31 protein-coding genes are annotated in these 14261 nt (G+C 34.8%); all 31 read right to left on the reverse strand.

Annotation, left to right across the window (positions count from 1 at the left end; genetic code table 11):
- Positions 1 to 5: 5 nt before the first annotated feature.
- Positions 6 to 239 carry a hypothetical protein gene (locus tag NST33_RS18005; RefSeq protein ID WP_339304367.1) on the reverse strand — a complete coding sequence of 78 codons (234 nt, stop codon included), beginning with the start codon at positions 237 to 239 and terminating at the stop codon, positions 6 to 8.
- Positions 232 to 819, reverse strand: a complete 588-nt coding sequence (locus tag NST33_RS18010) for a hypothetical protein (RefSeq protein ID WP_339304369.1) — start codon at positions 817 to 819, stop codon at positions 232 to 234. The genes NST33_RS18005 and NST33_RS18010 overlap by 8 nt, the downstream gene beginning before the upstream one ends.
- Positions 794 to 1039 carry a hypothetical protein gene (locus NST33_RS18015; RefSeq protein ID WP_339304371.1) on the reverse strand — a complete coding sequence of 82 codons (246 nt, stop codon included), beginning with the start codon at positions 1037 to 1039 and terminating at the stop codon, positions 794 to 796. Before NST33_RS18015 ends, NST33_RS18010 begins: the two co-directional genes overlap by 26 nt.
- Before the next feature lie 40 nt (positions 1040 to 1079).
- On the reverse strand, positions 1080 to 1337 hold the full coding sequence (locus tag NST33_RS18020; protein ID WP_339304373.1) for a hypothetical protein: 258 nt from the start codon (positions 1335 to 1337) through the stop codon (positions 1080 to 1082).
- Between the two features lie 253 nt (positions 1338 to 1590).
- Positions 1591 to 1794 (reverse strand): hypothetical protein, encoded by a 204-nt coding sequence (locus NST33_RS18025; RefSeq protein ID WP_339304375.1) that lies wholly within the window; start codon positions 1792 to 1794, stop codon positions 1591 to 1593.
- Between the two features lie 15 nt (positions 1795 to 1809).
- Positions 1810 to 2136 carry a hypothetical protein gene (locus tag NST33_RS18030; RefSeq protein ID WP_339304377.1) on the reverse strand — a complete coding sequence of 109 codons (327 nt, stop codon included), beginning with the start codon at positions 2134 to 2136 and terminating at the stop codon, positions 1810 to 1812.
- Between the two features lie 2 nt (positions 2137 to 2138).
- A complete protein-coding gene (locus NST33_RS18035) occupies positions 2139 to 2315 on the reverse strand; it encodes a hypothetical protein (RefSeq protein WP_339304379.1) in 177 nt (58 codons plus the stop codon).
- 3 nt (positions 2316 to 2318) lie between these two features.
- Positions 2319 to 2774, reverse strand: coding sequence for a macro domain-containing protein (locus NST33_RS18040; protein ID WP_339304381.1), 456 nt, complete (start codon positions 2772 to 2774; stop codon positions 2319 to 2321).
- Complete coding sequence (locus NST33_RS18045; protein ID WP_339304383.1) at positions 2767 to 2952, reverse strand: hypothetical protein; 186 nt, start codon at positions 2950 to 2952, stop codon at positions 2767 to 2769. The genes NST33_RS18040 and NST33_RS18045 overlap by 8 nt, the downstream gene beginning before the upstream one ends.
- 189 nt (positions 2953 to 3141) lie before the next feature.
- Entirely contained in the window at positions 3142 to 3366 is a 225-nt protein-coding gene (locus tag NST33_RS18050) for a hypothetical protein (protein WP_339304385.1), read from the reverse strand.
- Positions 3367 to 3397: 31 nt separating this feature from the next.
- The gene (locus NST33_RS18055) at positions 3398 to 3673 is read right to left on the reverse strand and encodes a hypothetical protein (protein WP_339304387.1); all 276 of its coding nucleotides are present in this window, start codon (positions 3671 to 3673) and stop codon (positions 3398 to 3400) included.
- A 62-nt stretch (positions 3674 to 3735) separates the two neighbouring features.
- Entirely contained in the window at positions 3736 to 3891 is a 156-nt protein-coding gene (locus tag NST33_RS18060; RefSeq protein ID WP_339304389.1) for a hypothetical protein, read from the reverse strand.
- Between the two features lie 52 nt (positions 3892 to 3943).
- Positions 3944 to 4120 carry a hypothetical protein gene (locus NST33_RS18065; protein ID WP_339304391.1) on the reverse strand — a complete coding sequence of 59 codons (177 nt, stop codon included), beginning with the start codon at positions 4118 to 4120 and terminating at the stop codon, positions 3944 to 3946.
- Positions 4121 to 4220: 100 nt separating this feature from the next.
- Positions 4221 to 4892, reverse strand: a complete 672-nt coding sequence (locus tag NST33_RS18070) for a host-nuclease inhibitor Gam family protein (RefSeq protein ID WP_339304393.1) — start codon at positions 4890 to 4892, stop codon at positions 4221 to 4223.
- A 38-nt stretch (positions 4893 to 4930) separates the two neighbouring features.
- Positions 4931 to 5167 carry a hypothetical protein gene (locus NST33_RS18075; protein ID WP_339304395.1) on the reverse strand — a complete coding sequence of 79 codons (237 nt, stop codon included), beginning with the start codon at positions 5165 to 5167 and terminating at the stop codon, positions 4931 to 4933.
- Positions 5168 to 5216: 49 nt separating this feature from the next.
- Positions 5217 to 5555: a hypothetical protein gene (locus NST33_RS18080; RefSeq protein WP_339304397.1), complete on the reverse strand. Its 339-nt coding sequence runs from the start codon at positions 5553 to 5555 to the stop codon at positions 5217 to 5219.
- A gap of 35 nt (positions 5556 to 5590) precedes the next feature.
- A complete protein-coding gene (locus NST33_RS18085) occupies positions 5591 to 5869 on the reverse strand; it encodes a hypothetical protein (RefSeq protein ID WP_339304399.1) in 279 nt (92 codons plus the stop codon).
- Between the two features lie 209 nt (positions 5870 to 6078).
- Positions 6079 to 6363 (reverse strand): hypothetical protein, encoded by a 285-nt coding sequence (locus NST33_RS18090; protein ID WP_339304401.1) that lies wholly within the window; start codon positions 6361 to 6363, stop codon positions 6079 to 6081.
- Positions 6364 to 6398: 35 nt separating this feature from the next.
- Complete coding sequence (locus NST33_RS18095; RefSeq protein WP_339304403.1) at positions 6399 to 6926, reverse strand: hypothetical protein; 528 nt, start codon at positions 6924 to 6926, stop codon at positions 6399 to 6401.
- Between the two features lie 65 nt (positions 6927 to 6991).
- Positions 6992 to 7243, reverse strand: coding sequence for a hypothetical protein (locus NST33_RS18100; RefSeq protein ID WP_339304405.1), 252 nt, complete (start codon positions 7241 to 7243; stop codon positions 6992 to 6994).
- A gap of 2 nt (positions 7244 to 7245) precedes the next feature.
- The gene (locus NST33_RS18105) at positions 7246 to 7938 is read right to left on the reverse strand and encodes a hypothetical protein (RefSeq protein ID WP_339304407.1); all 693 of its coding nucleotides are present in this window, start codon (positions 7936 to 7938) and stop codon (positions 7246 to 7248) included.
- Positions 7939 to 7998: 60 nt separating this feature from the next.
- Positions 7999 to 8586 carry a hypothetical protein gene (locus NST33_RS18110; protein WP_339304409.1) on the reverse strand — a complete coding sequence of 196 codons (588 nt, stop codon included), beginning with the start codon at positions 8584 to 8586 and terminating at the stop codon, positions 7999 to 8001.
- A gap of 31 nt (positions 8587 to 8617) precedes the next feature.
- Positions 8618 to 8986 carry a hypothetical protein gene (locus NST33_RS18115; RefSeq protein ID WP_339304411.1) on the reverse strand — a complete coding sequence of 123 codons (369 nt, stop codon included), beginning with the start codon at positions 8984 to 8986 and terminating at the stop codon, positions 8618 to 8620.
- A 465-nt stretch (positions 8987 to 9451) separates the two neighbouring features.
- Positions 9452 to 10390, reverse strand: coding sequence for a BRO family protein (locus tag NST33_RS18120; RefSeq protein ID WP_339304413.1), 939 nt, complete (start codon positions 10388 to 10390; stop codon positions 9452 to 9454).
- Between the two features lie 74 nt (positions 10391 to 10464).
- Complete coding sequence (locus NST33_RS18125; protein ID WP_339304415.1) at positions 10465 to 11157, reverse strand: hypothetical protein; 693 nt, start codon at positions 11155 to 11157, stop codon at positions 10465 to 10467.
- Positions 11158 to 11198: 41 nt separating this feature from the next.
- Complete coding sequence (locus tag NST33_RS18130) at positions 11199 to 11447, reverse strand: hypothetical protein (RefSeq protein WP_339304417.1); 249 nt, start codon at positions 11445 to 11447, stop codon at positions 11199 to 11201.
- Between the two features lie 26 nt (positions 11448 to 11473).
- Positions 11474 to 11662, reverse strand: a complete 189-nt coding sequence (locus NST33_RS18135; protein WP_339304419.1) for a hypothetical protein — start codon at positions 11660 to 11662, stop codon at positions 11474 to 11476.
- On the reverse strand, positions 11659 to 12075 hold the full coding sequence (locus NST33_RS18140) for a hypothetical protein (RefSeq protein ID WP_339304421.1): 417 nt from the start codon (positions 12073 to 12075) through the stop codon (positions 11659 to 11661). Before NST33_RS18140 ends, NST33_RS18135 begins: the two co-directional genes overlap by 4 nt.
- Positions 12056 to 12643 (reverse strand): hypothetical protein, encoded by a 588-nt coding sequence (locus NST33_RS18145; protein WP_339304423.1) that lies wholly within the window; start codon positions 12641 to 12643, stop codon positions 12056 to 12058. Before NST33_RS18145 ends, NST33_RS18140 begins: the two co-directional genes overlap by 20 nt.
- Before the next feature lie 25 nt (positions 12644 to 12668).
- Positions 12669 to 12887 carry a hypothetical protein gene (locus NST33_RS18150; RefSeq protein ID WP_339304425.1) on the reverse strand — a complete coding sequence of 73 codons (219 nt, stop codon included), beginning with the start codon at positions 12885 to 12887 and terminating at the stop codon, positions 12669 to 12671.
- 215 nt (positions 12888 to 13102) lie between these two features.
- Entirely contained in the window at positions 13103 to 14260 is a 1158-nt protein-coding gene (locus NST33_RS18155; RefSeq protein ID WP_339304426.1) for an HNH endonuclease, read from the reverse strand.
- Between the last annotated feature and the right edge of the window lies 1 nt (position 14261).

Genomic DNA, 14261 nt, shown 5'->3' on the forward strand with positions numbered 1-14261 from the left:
ACTTATTATTTATTTGTTATTGATCTTTCGCACTCTTTCATTCCGCAGTCGATTTCACTCTGCTTATCTAGTTCATTTGCCACCAGATTAAATTCATCAGCAATACTTCTCAGGTCCTGAGCGCTCCATGTGTTATTTGTTAAACTGATATTGCTAACAAGTCGATACGGAAATCCAATTTGTTTTACTATTTTCCCTTTTATGAATCTCCCGTTAACCTTTATCTCAGTACTAAACATTTAAAACTCCCTCCTCGTTTACCCATTCTAATTTGTTTGTTTCGTGTCTATCCTTTTTATGTTTGAGTCCCAGTTTCCCCAGAACATAATCATAAAAGGGCTTATAGCTATAGTTATCTGTTCTGATATCTTTAGTTAAGTATGAATTCATATCTGATGGATGTTTATAGTAGTGAACTCTTAAGTAATATCTTTCTCCATAAGCATCTCCACCCAGCACTCTGACACACAATTCAGCGTATTTATTTTCTGCTTGAGGAATCCATACGTATTGACGCGAATTGAAGCTTCCGTCTGGATCATTTCTCATTTTTTCAAATTGATAAAGAGAACCATCTTTAATTTCATATGTATATCGTTCATTATCTGGAGCATAGTTGAAGCTCTTTGGGATTTCGTATTGAACACCATTTATATCTGCTGTTTTAAGTTTACTATTTAATCGTCGTTCTTCCGTTTCAATCTTATATTTTAACTTGTACATCTCTTCGCCAATACCCTTTTTTGCTGTTTTGCTATTTACATTCCCGTAATCCATTTTTGCTTGTTCATACTCATTCTTCATTTCTATTAGCTGCATTTTTTGCCTCCTCTTTTGCTTCTCCCTTATCAATCCAATAGTCTGGGTAGTCTCTACGTAATACTCGCATACCTAATGTCTTCTGTAGAATATGTATTCCCTGATGAAACTCATACTTATCGTTAGGGTGACTTTGTTTCAAACTTATAAATCCATTCCACGCAGCAACTATATGATTAGCAATTTCAAACTCCTTGTCAGTCATACCACCATTGCTCAAGTCCAATCACAACCTTTTTTAATTTTATGAAACACGCATTTTACACAGACTTGGATAGCCCAAATTTGTCCGTATAAAGAACAGCCAGCCACTCAGCGCCAATGCTAATTGTTAATTCTAAATCAAGATTATTCATGATTTTTTCTAGATCTTCATACTGTTCAAACGTTTCCAAAGAAAGATCGTACATATGTCTGTTTCTTCTATCTAATCCCCTATAAGACAATCCCTGCTCGTTTAAGTATGGCTCTAGCTTTTCTCTTACGTTTTCTCCAGTTGCTTTCCATCTGGTGTCCATCCAATATTCCTCAACTTTCTATTTGAAATAGACCTTTTATAGGATCGTATACCAAGCCTCTAGGTTGCTTTCAGTTAGCTTAATAGCTTCGTCAGAATGTTTGCCATACTGATTGCAGTATACTATTGCTCCGTCTCCATATCTTCTTGTGACATACCACTCGTTATCCTGTGCGTAATTAGCTCTTGCGACTACTCCCGTAGGAAGTACATCTAATAGTCCAGATAAGGTCAACATCATTTCTCTTCTCCCCTCAATCGTATAACACGAATGCCCCTCTAGGCGCAATTTCAATCTGATCAATGAAATCTCTCTTTTCTAAATACTCGATATCAAGTTTACTCCAGTATCCAATCAGTCCTTTAACAACAGGAGATTTGTATGCCACGATTCCAAGCTTATTAAGCACTCGTTCACACTTCTCGTAATCCTCGGAAAGTCTAATTATGTATTCCATTCTACCGCCCTTCCATTACTGCGCTTTCAGTAGCCATGTGATGACCTTTTTAACTGAATCGTCATTCTCTCTCATTTCATAATCATATTGATTTTGCTTTAAAAAATTGATTACTGTCTGAAAAGATACCTCATCAATCAAATTCCTATGTGTTTGTGATTGTTTAACTTCATTTGTTCGCTGTATCATATTCTCTCTATGATTATCATTTACCATTGATTCGGGGATCAAAAAGCCATTACATTTAGGACATCTGTCAGTATCATCACTCCACTTCTCTCCACATCCTTTGGCAGAAGCCGTAAACCAACCATTCTTAAAAACACCAATACATTGATACATTTTCACTCTACTCCTTTCTTTTTAGTGGTATAAAAGTATTCTTCATAGATAAATTTAAACGCTGCCTCTTCTTGATCTATAAGGCTCTCTTCACCATCTATACCGTATCCCGCATTACATCCTTGAACGAAAAAATAACGGAGCATTTCTTTCAAACTGTCCCTCTTTATATATGGCATAAATCATGGCTCCCATCTATACAGAGTCACTTCATAATCACTGAACACTTCTTCAATAATCCCATAGACAACTTTCCAATCCCCATTAGCTAGTCCGCATCCAATGTTATATGGCAAGGCGACTGAATGACCAAATTTTTTAGCACGTATTTTCAATGATTCAAGTGCAGCTTTCAAAGCGGCATAATCTGTGTATACAACACTCTTATTTCTTCCATATGTAGTCTGTCCGAATAGGTTTGCTACAACTCTCTTTTCATTTACCTTGGTCGTCCAACATAGGCCCAGTAATCTATCGCCATATTCATGACATGCTAACTGGTAAAACGGATAAGCATCAGGGTACTTCTGTTTGATTGCTTTAGCTATTCCTGATCCCCAGACACCTTTAGTATTTGTTTGATGACCAATAATACTCTCTGTAGCATTTAGCAAGTCACCAATGATTATTCTAATCATTCGCATTATCCTTTCTTTGATGGGCATATAATTCATAGAATTTTGTAAATAATTCACCGCTAGATGGACTTCGTTTCATTTCGAAATCAATATTTCTAGTGCCCAGTTCAGTCATGATTTCTTCTTTTATTTTCTCAATTTCATTCAATTGTTTTTCATGAAGTAAATAGTAGTCCATTTATTTACGGCTCCCATCTGTACAGTTCATAATCATTATCAACCAATTCAAAATAATCGGAACTATGATCGCCTGATAGTTTCTCGTTAAGAATATTGACTATCAAGTCTCCATAATAGCTACTTACGTTCTCGCAAACTAATTTATCGTTCACTGACTCTCTATTAAAGTTGTCTTTACAAATGATCTTCATTTTAATTCCTCCAGAACTTCTTCAATATTTTCGATGTTGCCCCATACCTCATCATAGTAATAGTTGACATTCCCATCTACACTATCAACCGATATTTTGCAACAATCCTTCCCTTCTTCATCACAGTAGTTATTCCACCGCACATTTACTTCTATGCTGTCTGTGTGTTTTTGAAAATATGTATTCATATATGTGGGGAGTTTATTTATCTGAACAATCATAATTCTTTCTCCTCCTTATAAAACGTGCCTTTTACTTAGACAAACGATTCTTCTTAAATGGCTCAATGAATAACCAATGAAATCCTACATATAATATCTTCAATAAATTCCATAAAGCATAGGCTGCCAATCCAATAAGAACGAAAAATACAATCCACATAATAGTCATTCTTAATGTATCTGGTATAACCCAGTTTTCTTGCAGCCACCAAATACCATTCATCAATAACAAACCTAATCCCCAAAATGATAATATAAGTCCCGTTATCAACAATGTCTTTTTCAGCCTGTTAAAAAATTCTTTCAACTTATCCCCTCCCTTTCTATATATAAATTCCTTATGTATCTTATCAAGAGTAGATAAGATGTTTATAATCCCAATACATCCTCAACGGCGATCTCTCGTTCTCCATCTTCTGTGTGAATAAAAATTCCCGGTTTATCAGAGCTCTCTTCCACCTTAATCCCATGTAATTTTGCCAACTCCATAATCTCCTCATTGGACAAATCTAGTTCAATCTTCAACCAGTCACCCTCCTTTCAGATTTTTGATGAAACAGATCTTTTATGTAATTCCTTAACGTTTATCTCTTATCTCAGGAAATAAAAATATAATAACGTCTATAACTTCAACTTTCTTTCTTCTGGCATCTCTAATCGAATGCAACTTAGGTGATTTATTTCTTGCTGCCACACTAATGCTCAGTTCCTCTGCTAATTCCAACATTTTCTCTATTCTGTTTCCTTGTTGCACTCTATGTATCACATCCTCTCATAAGAAAAACGGTGATGTAACAACTCGTTAAAGTTATTATATCACCGTTTTATTGATATGTATAGTATTATCTTTGTGTTTAATCTTTTTTCTGTTTCCAGTCGTACTTGTCACCTAGCTCTTGCAAAGTAATGAAATCCAATTTACTGCCCGTCTCATCCACATAAGTTAACTTTCCATCCACTACAGTTGTTTTCAACTTTTTCTTGTATTCTCCCCACTCAACTTCTTCTTTTGTTTTAATAAACTCTGGGCTATTTTCTTTCACGAAAGCCAACAATTCAGAATCCTCCTTCGCCTTTGAAGGCTCTTTTCCATTGATGAGGATTGCTGGCTGCTGTGCCTTACAGGTCAAATCTCGGTGTGGCAGTTTAATTGTTTTGCTAATTTTCTTTTCTTTCTTCCCTTTAGCTTTCAACTCTTCATTTTCCATTGTTTCTTTCTCAATCATCTTCCTGTGGTATAAGTGTAAATGTTCTTTAAAGAAAGTGATTTCATTTTTGTCTTTGTTGGTGGCCTCTGTTTTCCATGCTTCAAGTTTCTCAATTTTAACTTTTAGTGCTTCGATATTGCTATTTGCAACTTTCTCTACTTCTGCAATTTTAACTTCTTTTTCATGAATCTTTTCATCTGCCCACACCGCTAATTCAAGGGAATCAATTTTCCATGTAGGGTCGTAATGGATAAGTGATTCTTCATTTTCGTCAAGGATCTCATTCAGTTCATCTTCATAGTTATTAAGTGTGCTCATTTAATTATTCTCCTCTATTATGTATTATCATCAATTCTTTAAATCAGTACTTCATGTATTTGCAATCTTTTATCATATTGAGATTTAGTTAATTCATACAAAACGTAGTAATTGGGGTTGTCAATAACATATCCAGTGACCAGATAGTATTTTAACTTTCCATCTTCAGGAATAATAACATGACTATTCAATTCAGAATAAATCAAACGTTCTGTAAGGTTTCTCGAAGTTGTACCCTTTATTTCTTTTTTAGTTAAATGATTGATTAATTTCATATGCGATTCTCTTTTCGTGCTATGTATTATTCTTGATCAAACCTATGTTTCATTTAGACCAGTCAATCTCATTGTTTTTATATTTCTGGATTCCAATCTTCAGGTCATACATCACACTATTTACAATCTCTCTCATATCATCAGAATCAATTGGCCTAGTGAACTGCTGCAATTCCTTCATGCATGACTCAATAACTCCCTCTAGATGCTTAACCTTATCTTCCACCTTCAGCCCATAAGAATAGAACCGTCTATCCTTTGTGATACACCATTCACCGTCTTCAAAGTAAATCAATATCTCTGTGTTTGGATGATCCTCGGTTTTTAAGATGTCACTGACAATTTCACTAACTGTTTCTTTGTTTGTTGTAGTTTCCTGATAACTCACCTTACTCCTCTTTTCTCAGTAAAATTTACATTTGATTAAGATTCCCATGGTGGATTAAAGATTTCCTCTGTTTTAATGTCTTGAAAGTTTCTAAGTTTTTCTCCATTGATAAGACTCAGCCCATACTCTTTGAGTAAATCTGAGTTAAACTCATTGTCATCCATTGGGGAGAAAATCAATTCTCTTTCATCTCTTGTATAAACACTACACTCGTAATTCCAAGCATAATAAAGAGCTTCGATTAGGTCTTCTTTTGGGATGACTTCATATTCTCCTCCATCCCAATCCCACATCATAAACTTAAATTTATTCATACACTCTTCCTTTCTCCAAGAAAGCCTTCTTTGATTAATTCTAACGAAAAAGTTTGAATTCTCGCTTACCAACAAATACCTTACGGCTTAAATACTCAATGTCTAATTTCCACAGTCCACTTCTCTTCCAGCTAATGTCAAAGAACCACAGTCTCAATGTCCACAAATAGTAGGGCAACAAACTATCTCATCCTTTCTATATGAATTTTCTATTTCATTTCAATAATGATTCTATATTCATTGCTCTTAATTAGTTCAGCAACATACAATCCTTCTTCGTTGCCATCATTCACATATTTCATTAATCCTTTTTCGGTGGTTCCTTCTGACATTTCGTCGTCGCACCAAGGCATCCCATCTAGCAAACTAATTAGTCTCAATTTGTTATAACCAGTTGCTATAAAAGGATCGTTGTCTATGAGTACCAAGTCTCCTGACATAACAACTCTGATGGGCTTAAATCCTCCATTTTTATTGATAGAAACTTCGGGCATCTTCTTTCTCCTTTCTAAGTAAAATTGCGATTTGATCAACTTTCTTTATACCAGCCAATACCGTACTTGGCATAACCAACATTCATTAACTTGTGATATTTATTGCGCCAATCGTCTCTTTCTTTTTCTAATTTGTGCGCTCGATTATTCATTCTATCCATTCTGTCTGGATCATTACTTTTATACAACTTATCAGCTTGGCGAGATAGAGATCTAATTAAAGAGTCTTTCAGTATTTTCTCATCTATGGTTATCTCTACACGCTTAGCTTTTTTGAAGGAATACGCCCCATCTATAATTACACCAATATGAGACGGTACATTATCTTTAACCTGCTCATAAAGATCTTTTGGCATCACAAAATAATTAAAATGTCCAACAAATGTTTTCTTAGCTGAACTAAAAAAATCTGACTTGGAGACCTTGATCTCATAGCAACGCCATATACCCTTCGTATCATATGTAATATAATCAACTCTCTCTTTCCCATACCAGCCTATCGTCACTTCAAAACAACCGAATGTGCCTTGCTTATTTGTATATCCATATAAAGCCTTCTCCATCTTTTGGGTGAGTTCAGTTTTTGCTATTTCATTCTATCTCCTCTCTAAATGAAATCACGATATCATCAACTTCTATTCTCATACCAAATGTCATCGTAAGAATAATCAACTTGTCCATCATTTCCCTCAGTCACTTTATCAATAAATACCTCTACGACAATTCCATCTTCATCTAATTCATATCCAAGCAACATAGAGACAGCAAAGTCTTCCGCTGGCAACAGATTATGAGAACAGAGTCCATCACCCCAAGTGCTTAGTTCAAAATCATAAAAACAATCGATACATTCTTTATTTGCAATAGCATAAAATCGCACTGTTATTTTAGTCCTCTCTTCTTATGTGATCCAAATATTTTTTTGTTATTTTCATACAACTCTTTATCAGTCAGTTCCGTATCTCGATATCCTCTTTTGTATCTCGAAGACACCCAATACACTGGTAGATCATGTTTTCTTGCTAGTTCTGAGAGGGAATTATAACTAATACCATCAACAACCGTTGAAACATTGGTTCTTTTGTGCTCAAACTGTTCATTCTTAGTCGCCCATCTACAGTTAGATGGCTTATAATCATCGTTCTCATCAATACGATCAAGGGTTGTCTGAGATTGGGAGTGCTGTGAAGAGTGAATTAGATATCTTTCATACATATCTTTTTTAAAGCCCTCAAAACTGTCCCATTCATTACATACTGAAATTCCCCTTCCGCCATAATTTCTATATGCCTTACGGTTTTTGTTGTTACATCTAAACTTCATATTTGCCCATATTTTATAAAAATGGCTGCCCGTCATCTTGTGTGTGCTTTTGTCTCTTTCCCTAACTATTTGTTTATTGAGACATCCGCATGACATAGTGTTTTCTTTTAATAAATTCCCTCTAAAAACTTTCTTTACTGAGCCACAGTCACATATACAATTCCATTTTGTTCCTGACTTTGTCGTTTCAGCTTTACCTAGTACAGTCAGTCTACCAAATCTTAAATTAGTCAAATCCCTCGGATGTTTCAATAGCTAACAACTCATCTCCATTTCTATTTAAAATTCTCATTTCATAAGGTATTCTATGTATTAGTCTAGTGATTGCATCTCATTATTCAATCTGTTGATTTGCTCTTGAATATACTTTTTCTGAGCTTCTTTTTGTTGAGCTACAGAGTCATTTTGTTCTTCGTTCCAAACGTCCTGAAGTGCCCACATTTCTCTTTCGTATCCATCAAATGAATCTACAGCAACTGTCTCATGTCTTTTTACGGTGACACTAGGAGTATACCAATCACACCCCTCTCCGCAACATTTATACCTATAATCAAATCCGGCATCAGACTCTTCGCAAGTACAATAACTCCCACGCATATCATCACTAAGTTCAAATGTATAAATAAAGTTTAGGTGTTTATCCCAGCCGTAAGAGTCACTGTCCCCATCACTCTTTTTGAAAAATTGAACATCCATTACTTCAGATTCATAAAGCGAATAATGTCCTTCTGAAGAACTGTAGAATGTAAACGAAAAATTATATTTCTCGCACTCTTCAAACAGTTGTTTCAATTTATCACTCATCTGTTCTATGGTACGGTAATAACCCGCCACCTTTAAACTTTCTAATTCTTCACACTCAGACATAAATTTTTTAAGTTTGCTGAAGAATAATTCCATACAAATCATATCCCCAGTATTATTTTATTGTTTAACAGTACGATCCTACTTTACGCCTAACTGTGAAACCTTGTGCATCCAAATATTCATTCAATTCGCGCGCGCTAATGTTTCCGTTATATTTGCTCTCAATATCTTCAATTAAAATGTCTACTGCCTTATCTGGCTTCTTAAATGGTTCTGTTGGCTCTGAAATCAATATGTATTTAGTAACTCCACCATCTAATTCTTCGCTATGTATTTTATATCCGCGTACATATAACTCTTGAATACGTGCATTGTATCGCAGAGCAATTCTATTTAACTCAACATTAGTAACACCAGAATCACCTGCTCGTCTCAAGGCAGTTACAATCTTATCTCTCTGTGTCTCAGTTCGTTCTTTCGTCTCTCTATTCATCTATTCTGCTTTCTTTTCTTCGTGCATTTTCTTAAATCGTTCACTAGCTGCCTGTCTTTGCTCTTCACTCATTACGCGTTCTTTGCCTGATCTAAACGATACCTGACTAAATTTGAGGTCTTTGTAGTAATGAGCTCCATCGGAATCAACCTTGTATGGCTCTGCTCCTGCTTTGCGTAGTTTTGTAATTACAGTTTGTTGTAAGGTGAATACGTCCCAAAGTTTAGTTTCATCATTTGAAGTAATTACTGTTTCTCTTTCTTCTGCTGTGTAAGACAGTTTACATCTCTCCCTTGCTTATTCTTAAAATATTCTTCTCCAGAAACCTCTCTTGGTGTTGCTTTTCTGCATCTCAAGCATCTACTTAAAGATTCTGATCCATAAATTTCTCCATCACATTTAGTGCATTTGTCTGTCAATATTGCAACGCTCCTTTTTGATCAAAGTTTTATTTTATCTTATTTATTATTTGCTTTTATATAAATTATAGGTTGTTTCATTTATCCATACTTTTTCGCTATGCTCAAAATATATATACGTTTCTTTGTATAATCCTTTTTTTACTCCTCTTGTATATAATGTTGGTGGCTCTTGGACGGGGAGTCCATTATCTTCTATGTATTCTTTCATTGCTTTTAAGGCTATTTGACTATATTTAAGCAATGTAACAGTAGTACCATTTCTGTCCGACAAATTTACGCTTACATAATCATCCTGATATCCAACATGTCCTTCTGGTTTAATATAAAATCCAAGCTCTCTCGCCATACACTCCGCAAATCTACCGTGTGGATTATTGTTTTTTGAGAAGACATTAAAATATTTTGCAACAGCCTCAGGAGACATATCTCCCTCTCTTAGAACTGTAGTTTTAGCAATAGATTCTTTCAGTTCTTTAACTTCTCTTCGGACTTCATTTATTTCTGTTTTTTGAAGATATAATTCCAATTGATTTTTAGTATCCTTGTATAGCATTAAACTCATCTTGTCTTCGGGATCTACTTTGACTAATTGCTCTAAGGTGTAAAGTTTCTTCTTTAATTCCTTTTCCTTCTCGTCTTCAATTTGGTCAATTCCATTTTCGATAATATCAAACTTTCCTTTTTTTCGAATCGAGGGAATGACTAATTCTGCAACCCAATCTACAAAATATTCTGATTCAGGTTTTCTAGATCTTATAGCTAACTTATAAAATCCACTTTCAGTTAAAATCACCAAGCCCTTTGTACCGATTTGCACACTTTGCAAGTCGTTTAAACCGATTTGTAAGCATTCTTCATACGAAAGCTTTACTTTATCAATACCGTCTTTCAGTTTTGACACAGCATCCGATACATTCTTGATATCTAAGTAATCGCAAATTTCTTGAGCCACAAAGTATGGGTCCCCATCTTTCTCAAACACCGTGAAACTCTTATTTTTAAAGGGTATAATAAAGTTGTTCATATCTTTCTCCTTTTCTATGTCAAATGCTGACTTTATTCAGATTTATTTGATGACAGCATAATAATTTCTTTTTTAAGTTCTCTCTTTACTGCACCATTTTTCCAATTTTTCAACTTGTCCAAATCCTTTGCAACAGCTCTCAATAACTCTTCAATTGTATGAGCAAATGCAACATCTTTACCATAGGCTTCTTGCTTATCAAGAAGAACCTTTTCTACATGCTCTAGCGTAGTGATTTTTTCTGCTGCCGTCCATTTCGAAATGAACTCTTTAATGTCTTCGTAAATTGTATAAATATTTTCTTTGCCATCAATAGTTGCTTCTATTAAAGCCTTACGTCTTTTTTGAGGGGTTGCAAATTTAACGGCAATATCAATTTCTTGATCTGTGGCAGACGGATCGATATATATTTTGTTTCGTCGAATTTTTGGTAGCACTTCAAAAGCGATGAATTTTTGAAATTCTATTGCGGCGACACTGTTTGCTTTCATCATTAGCAAATAAACATAGGATTCTGGGATGTAGTCACCTTTTTGAACCTCCACTGAATATCCGAAACTAGACAAGTATTCATTGACTCTATTCCATCGAATTGTAGCGTTGCCACTTTTGGCAACGGTAGTAAACCCGCATCCTCTAGAAACCCCTTCAATATCAAATTCAAGATGCATTCCATTTTCTCTCACTTCAACCGCAAATAATTCATTTTTGAATAGCTGTGTCATTAATATAATTTCTCCATTCATTATTTAATAAAAGATCGATTTTAAAGACATTTGATTAATTCATCTAATGTAATAATTAGACTATCTCGTTCACCATCTTCATTTTCACAATAGAGATCAACTTCGCCCCCATCAATGTGGTCAATCATGCAGTATTGATAGTCCTTATAATTGATTACTGCACCACAGAGATCCATAACTACTTCTTCAATACTCTCATCAATCTCGGCTTGCTTACTGTATAGTTCTTTAAGTTTCATTGCTAAGTAATGTCCTACAGTTTGTGTCATGTCTTTTTTCCTTTCTATTCTCGCTCCTAAATGTCACCCACATATTCAAGTTCAAACTCTACATCTAATGCCTCTAATAAATTACTTACAACATCTCTGTCAACATCTGTATATGTACCAACCAACTTTTCATTAACAATTAACTCTGTTCCCCATTCTCCACAACAACCATCTGAGCAACTAAAGTAATATTCTCGAATCAAAATTTTGTTCATTTGATTATTGCAACTATTAGTGCTGCGAACGACAGTGTAATAGATATGTATAAAAGCAAGTAGATCTCAACAACACTTTTAAGATATTCTTTTTTCCATAGATACTCTTTGAATTTCTTAAACGTAGTTGCCCCCTCCATTCTATGTGAAATATCAATTTCACGAACATTTTGCTCTATGTATGGTTTTACTTCTTCATATGTATTGAACATACTCCCATATGACTGAACAATGTTTTCGCCTTCTTGATTCAGATACTCATACTCTACATCCCAGACTTTATGCTGCTTCATTAACCTGACCAACTCATCACGTCTGATCTCGTGTCCTTCTGAGATAAGTTCATTTATGTAATACATTCCTTCCCAATCATCTAGGCTCACAATGATGAACTTATTTTCCATCGCTTTCACCGTTGTTGCTCCAATATCGAAACGTATATTCCTCTCCAGTCACCAGCACATCTTTTTCAAGTCGCTGCTGCTTGTAAGCATCAATCTGCTTTTGGACTTTATTTTTAATACGTTTGCTTTTAGTTCTATCTTTGATTTTGTACAATCTATTTACTACATCATCTTTCTTATTACTCCAAACAAAAAACTGTGCCTCATTGTGAGGAATACCTTCAACTGCTCCATAATACCATTTCTCTGGTTCGTGATGAGTTGAATTGTACCATTTAACCAAAGGCTTGCTGGATTTCGAGTTATTGTCATCCAAATCGACTTTGCTTTTACCGTTCTCAACTGTCTCAATCATCTCAGGTTTCACTGGTAAATTGGGAATTCCCATGTTTAGTTTAATACCGTTGTCCGATGTAATTTGGATGCCATTTTCACTAATTTTAATTTTGCTTGCTTTAACGTTGCCTTGCACATCAATTTTAAACTTATCTTCCTCAAATACTTCCGATGCCAATGGTTTAACTGGTGTACTGAATTTGTTTGCTACCTTTTTAAAGAATTCTTTGAATTTACTCATTTTATCACTCCCATTATTTTTTTAATTATTTCAACAGTGTATTCCTAACGTCATATTTGTAATAAGACAATATCGTCAATCTCATATCTCTCAGTACTGACATTCTTTCAACCATTCTATTGATATCTTCAATATTTCCTTTTGCGATTACGTAGAAAGCATAGGCTTCATCAAATGTAACTGGATAGTCATTTGATATTTCATTTGCAATGTTAATTCCTACTTCATCAAACATAACTTCCATTCGATCTCTCCTTGTTATACGAATTTATATTTCCGATGAAATACAGCTTTTACAGTAACTCAAGTCGTTTAATTAACTCCTGCACTTTAAGTCCATATTCAGTCCTACTTGCTTTTGCTGCTTCAATAACCTTATCTATATCACTCTGCTTAGAGACGATCTGTTTGATCATCTCATCTACAGAGGTTTCACTTATGTATTTAACTGTTTTAAGCCTATTCATTCTTACCACAGGCTGCTTTATTGAATGCATTTTCATAATCTTTTTCTCTTTTAATTATTAGGTCAATAATATCAATAGTTGAGTTTAAAAATTTGTTGGTAATAAGATATTCATACTCTTTATTTGAAAATTTAACATTGTCTACTAGCAAGCGATTTGCTATAGATTCTCCTCCGTCTCCGCGAACCTTCATTCGCTTTATACGCTCTTCTTCGCTTACACTTAGACAGATAGTTACAAAATCAATGTCTTGTACTTTATTTTTTAAAGCCTTAATACCATCAGGATCTACAACATATATATCTGCTTCATAAATTTGTTCACGAGTACTAAAATAATGATGCCCATCAAAGTAGCTATAAGCAACAATATTGTTATTCTGGAGTTGTTGCTTATAGAAATCTTCATCACAGAATAAATGTCCAAATTCACTATCTGAACGTTGAGGACGAGTGGTGTATGACTGTAATACATTGAGTTGTTTATTCATTAGCTTCTTGGAAACTTCAGTCTTGCCACTTCCCGATTCTCCCATTAAAAGAAATACCTTTTTCATTCCATTGCTCCAATACCTCTTAAGATTTTGATTGTATACAGGGTTCTTACTAATGATGCCTTGCTTCCATTCTTGTAAGTAATGCTTATTACAAAGCCCTCTTGCTCTTACTGCGCTTCTACATTTTTGATAACTACATTGCATAGGCTTAACTGAATCTAGTTTATTTTTCCTGTGGTAATGCCTATGTTCAGTGCCAGTCAACAATTCAAGATTTTCAATTCTATTGTCTGATTTAATTTCGTTCTTATGGTGAACCTCTTCATTTGACAATAGAGGTCTACCCACATGTTTTTCCATGACGTATCGATGTTCGTATACTCTTCCTTTTTTGTCGGCAGAAGGATGATGTGGCATACTCAGTACAACGTATCCGTTTTGGTCAACGGTTCGCCCACCATTAAAATTCCAACGCTTCTCTCGTTTTTGTCTTCGTTTATTTTCGGTTGGTACTTTCAAGTAACGAAAATAACCAAACATTCCTGCCAAACTTATACTGTAATGATTTGCACACTCTTGAATTGATAATTTATCTACATGATACAACTTATGTAAGTCCTCATACTTGATGTCCGATCTTCTCTTGAGACTCATC

This window comes from Paenibacillus sp. FSL L8-0435 (genome assembly GCF_037965655.1).
GTDB lineage: Bacteria > Bacillota > Bacilli > Paenibacillales > Paenibacillaceae > Paenibacillus.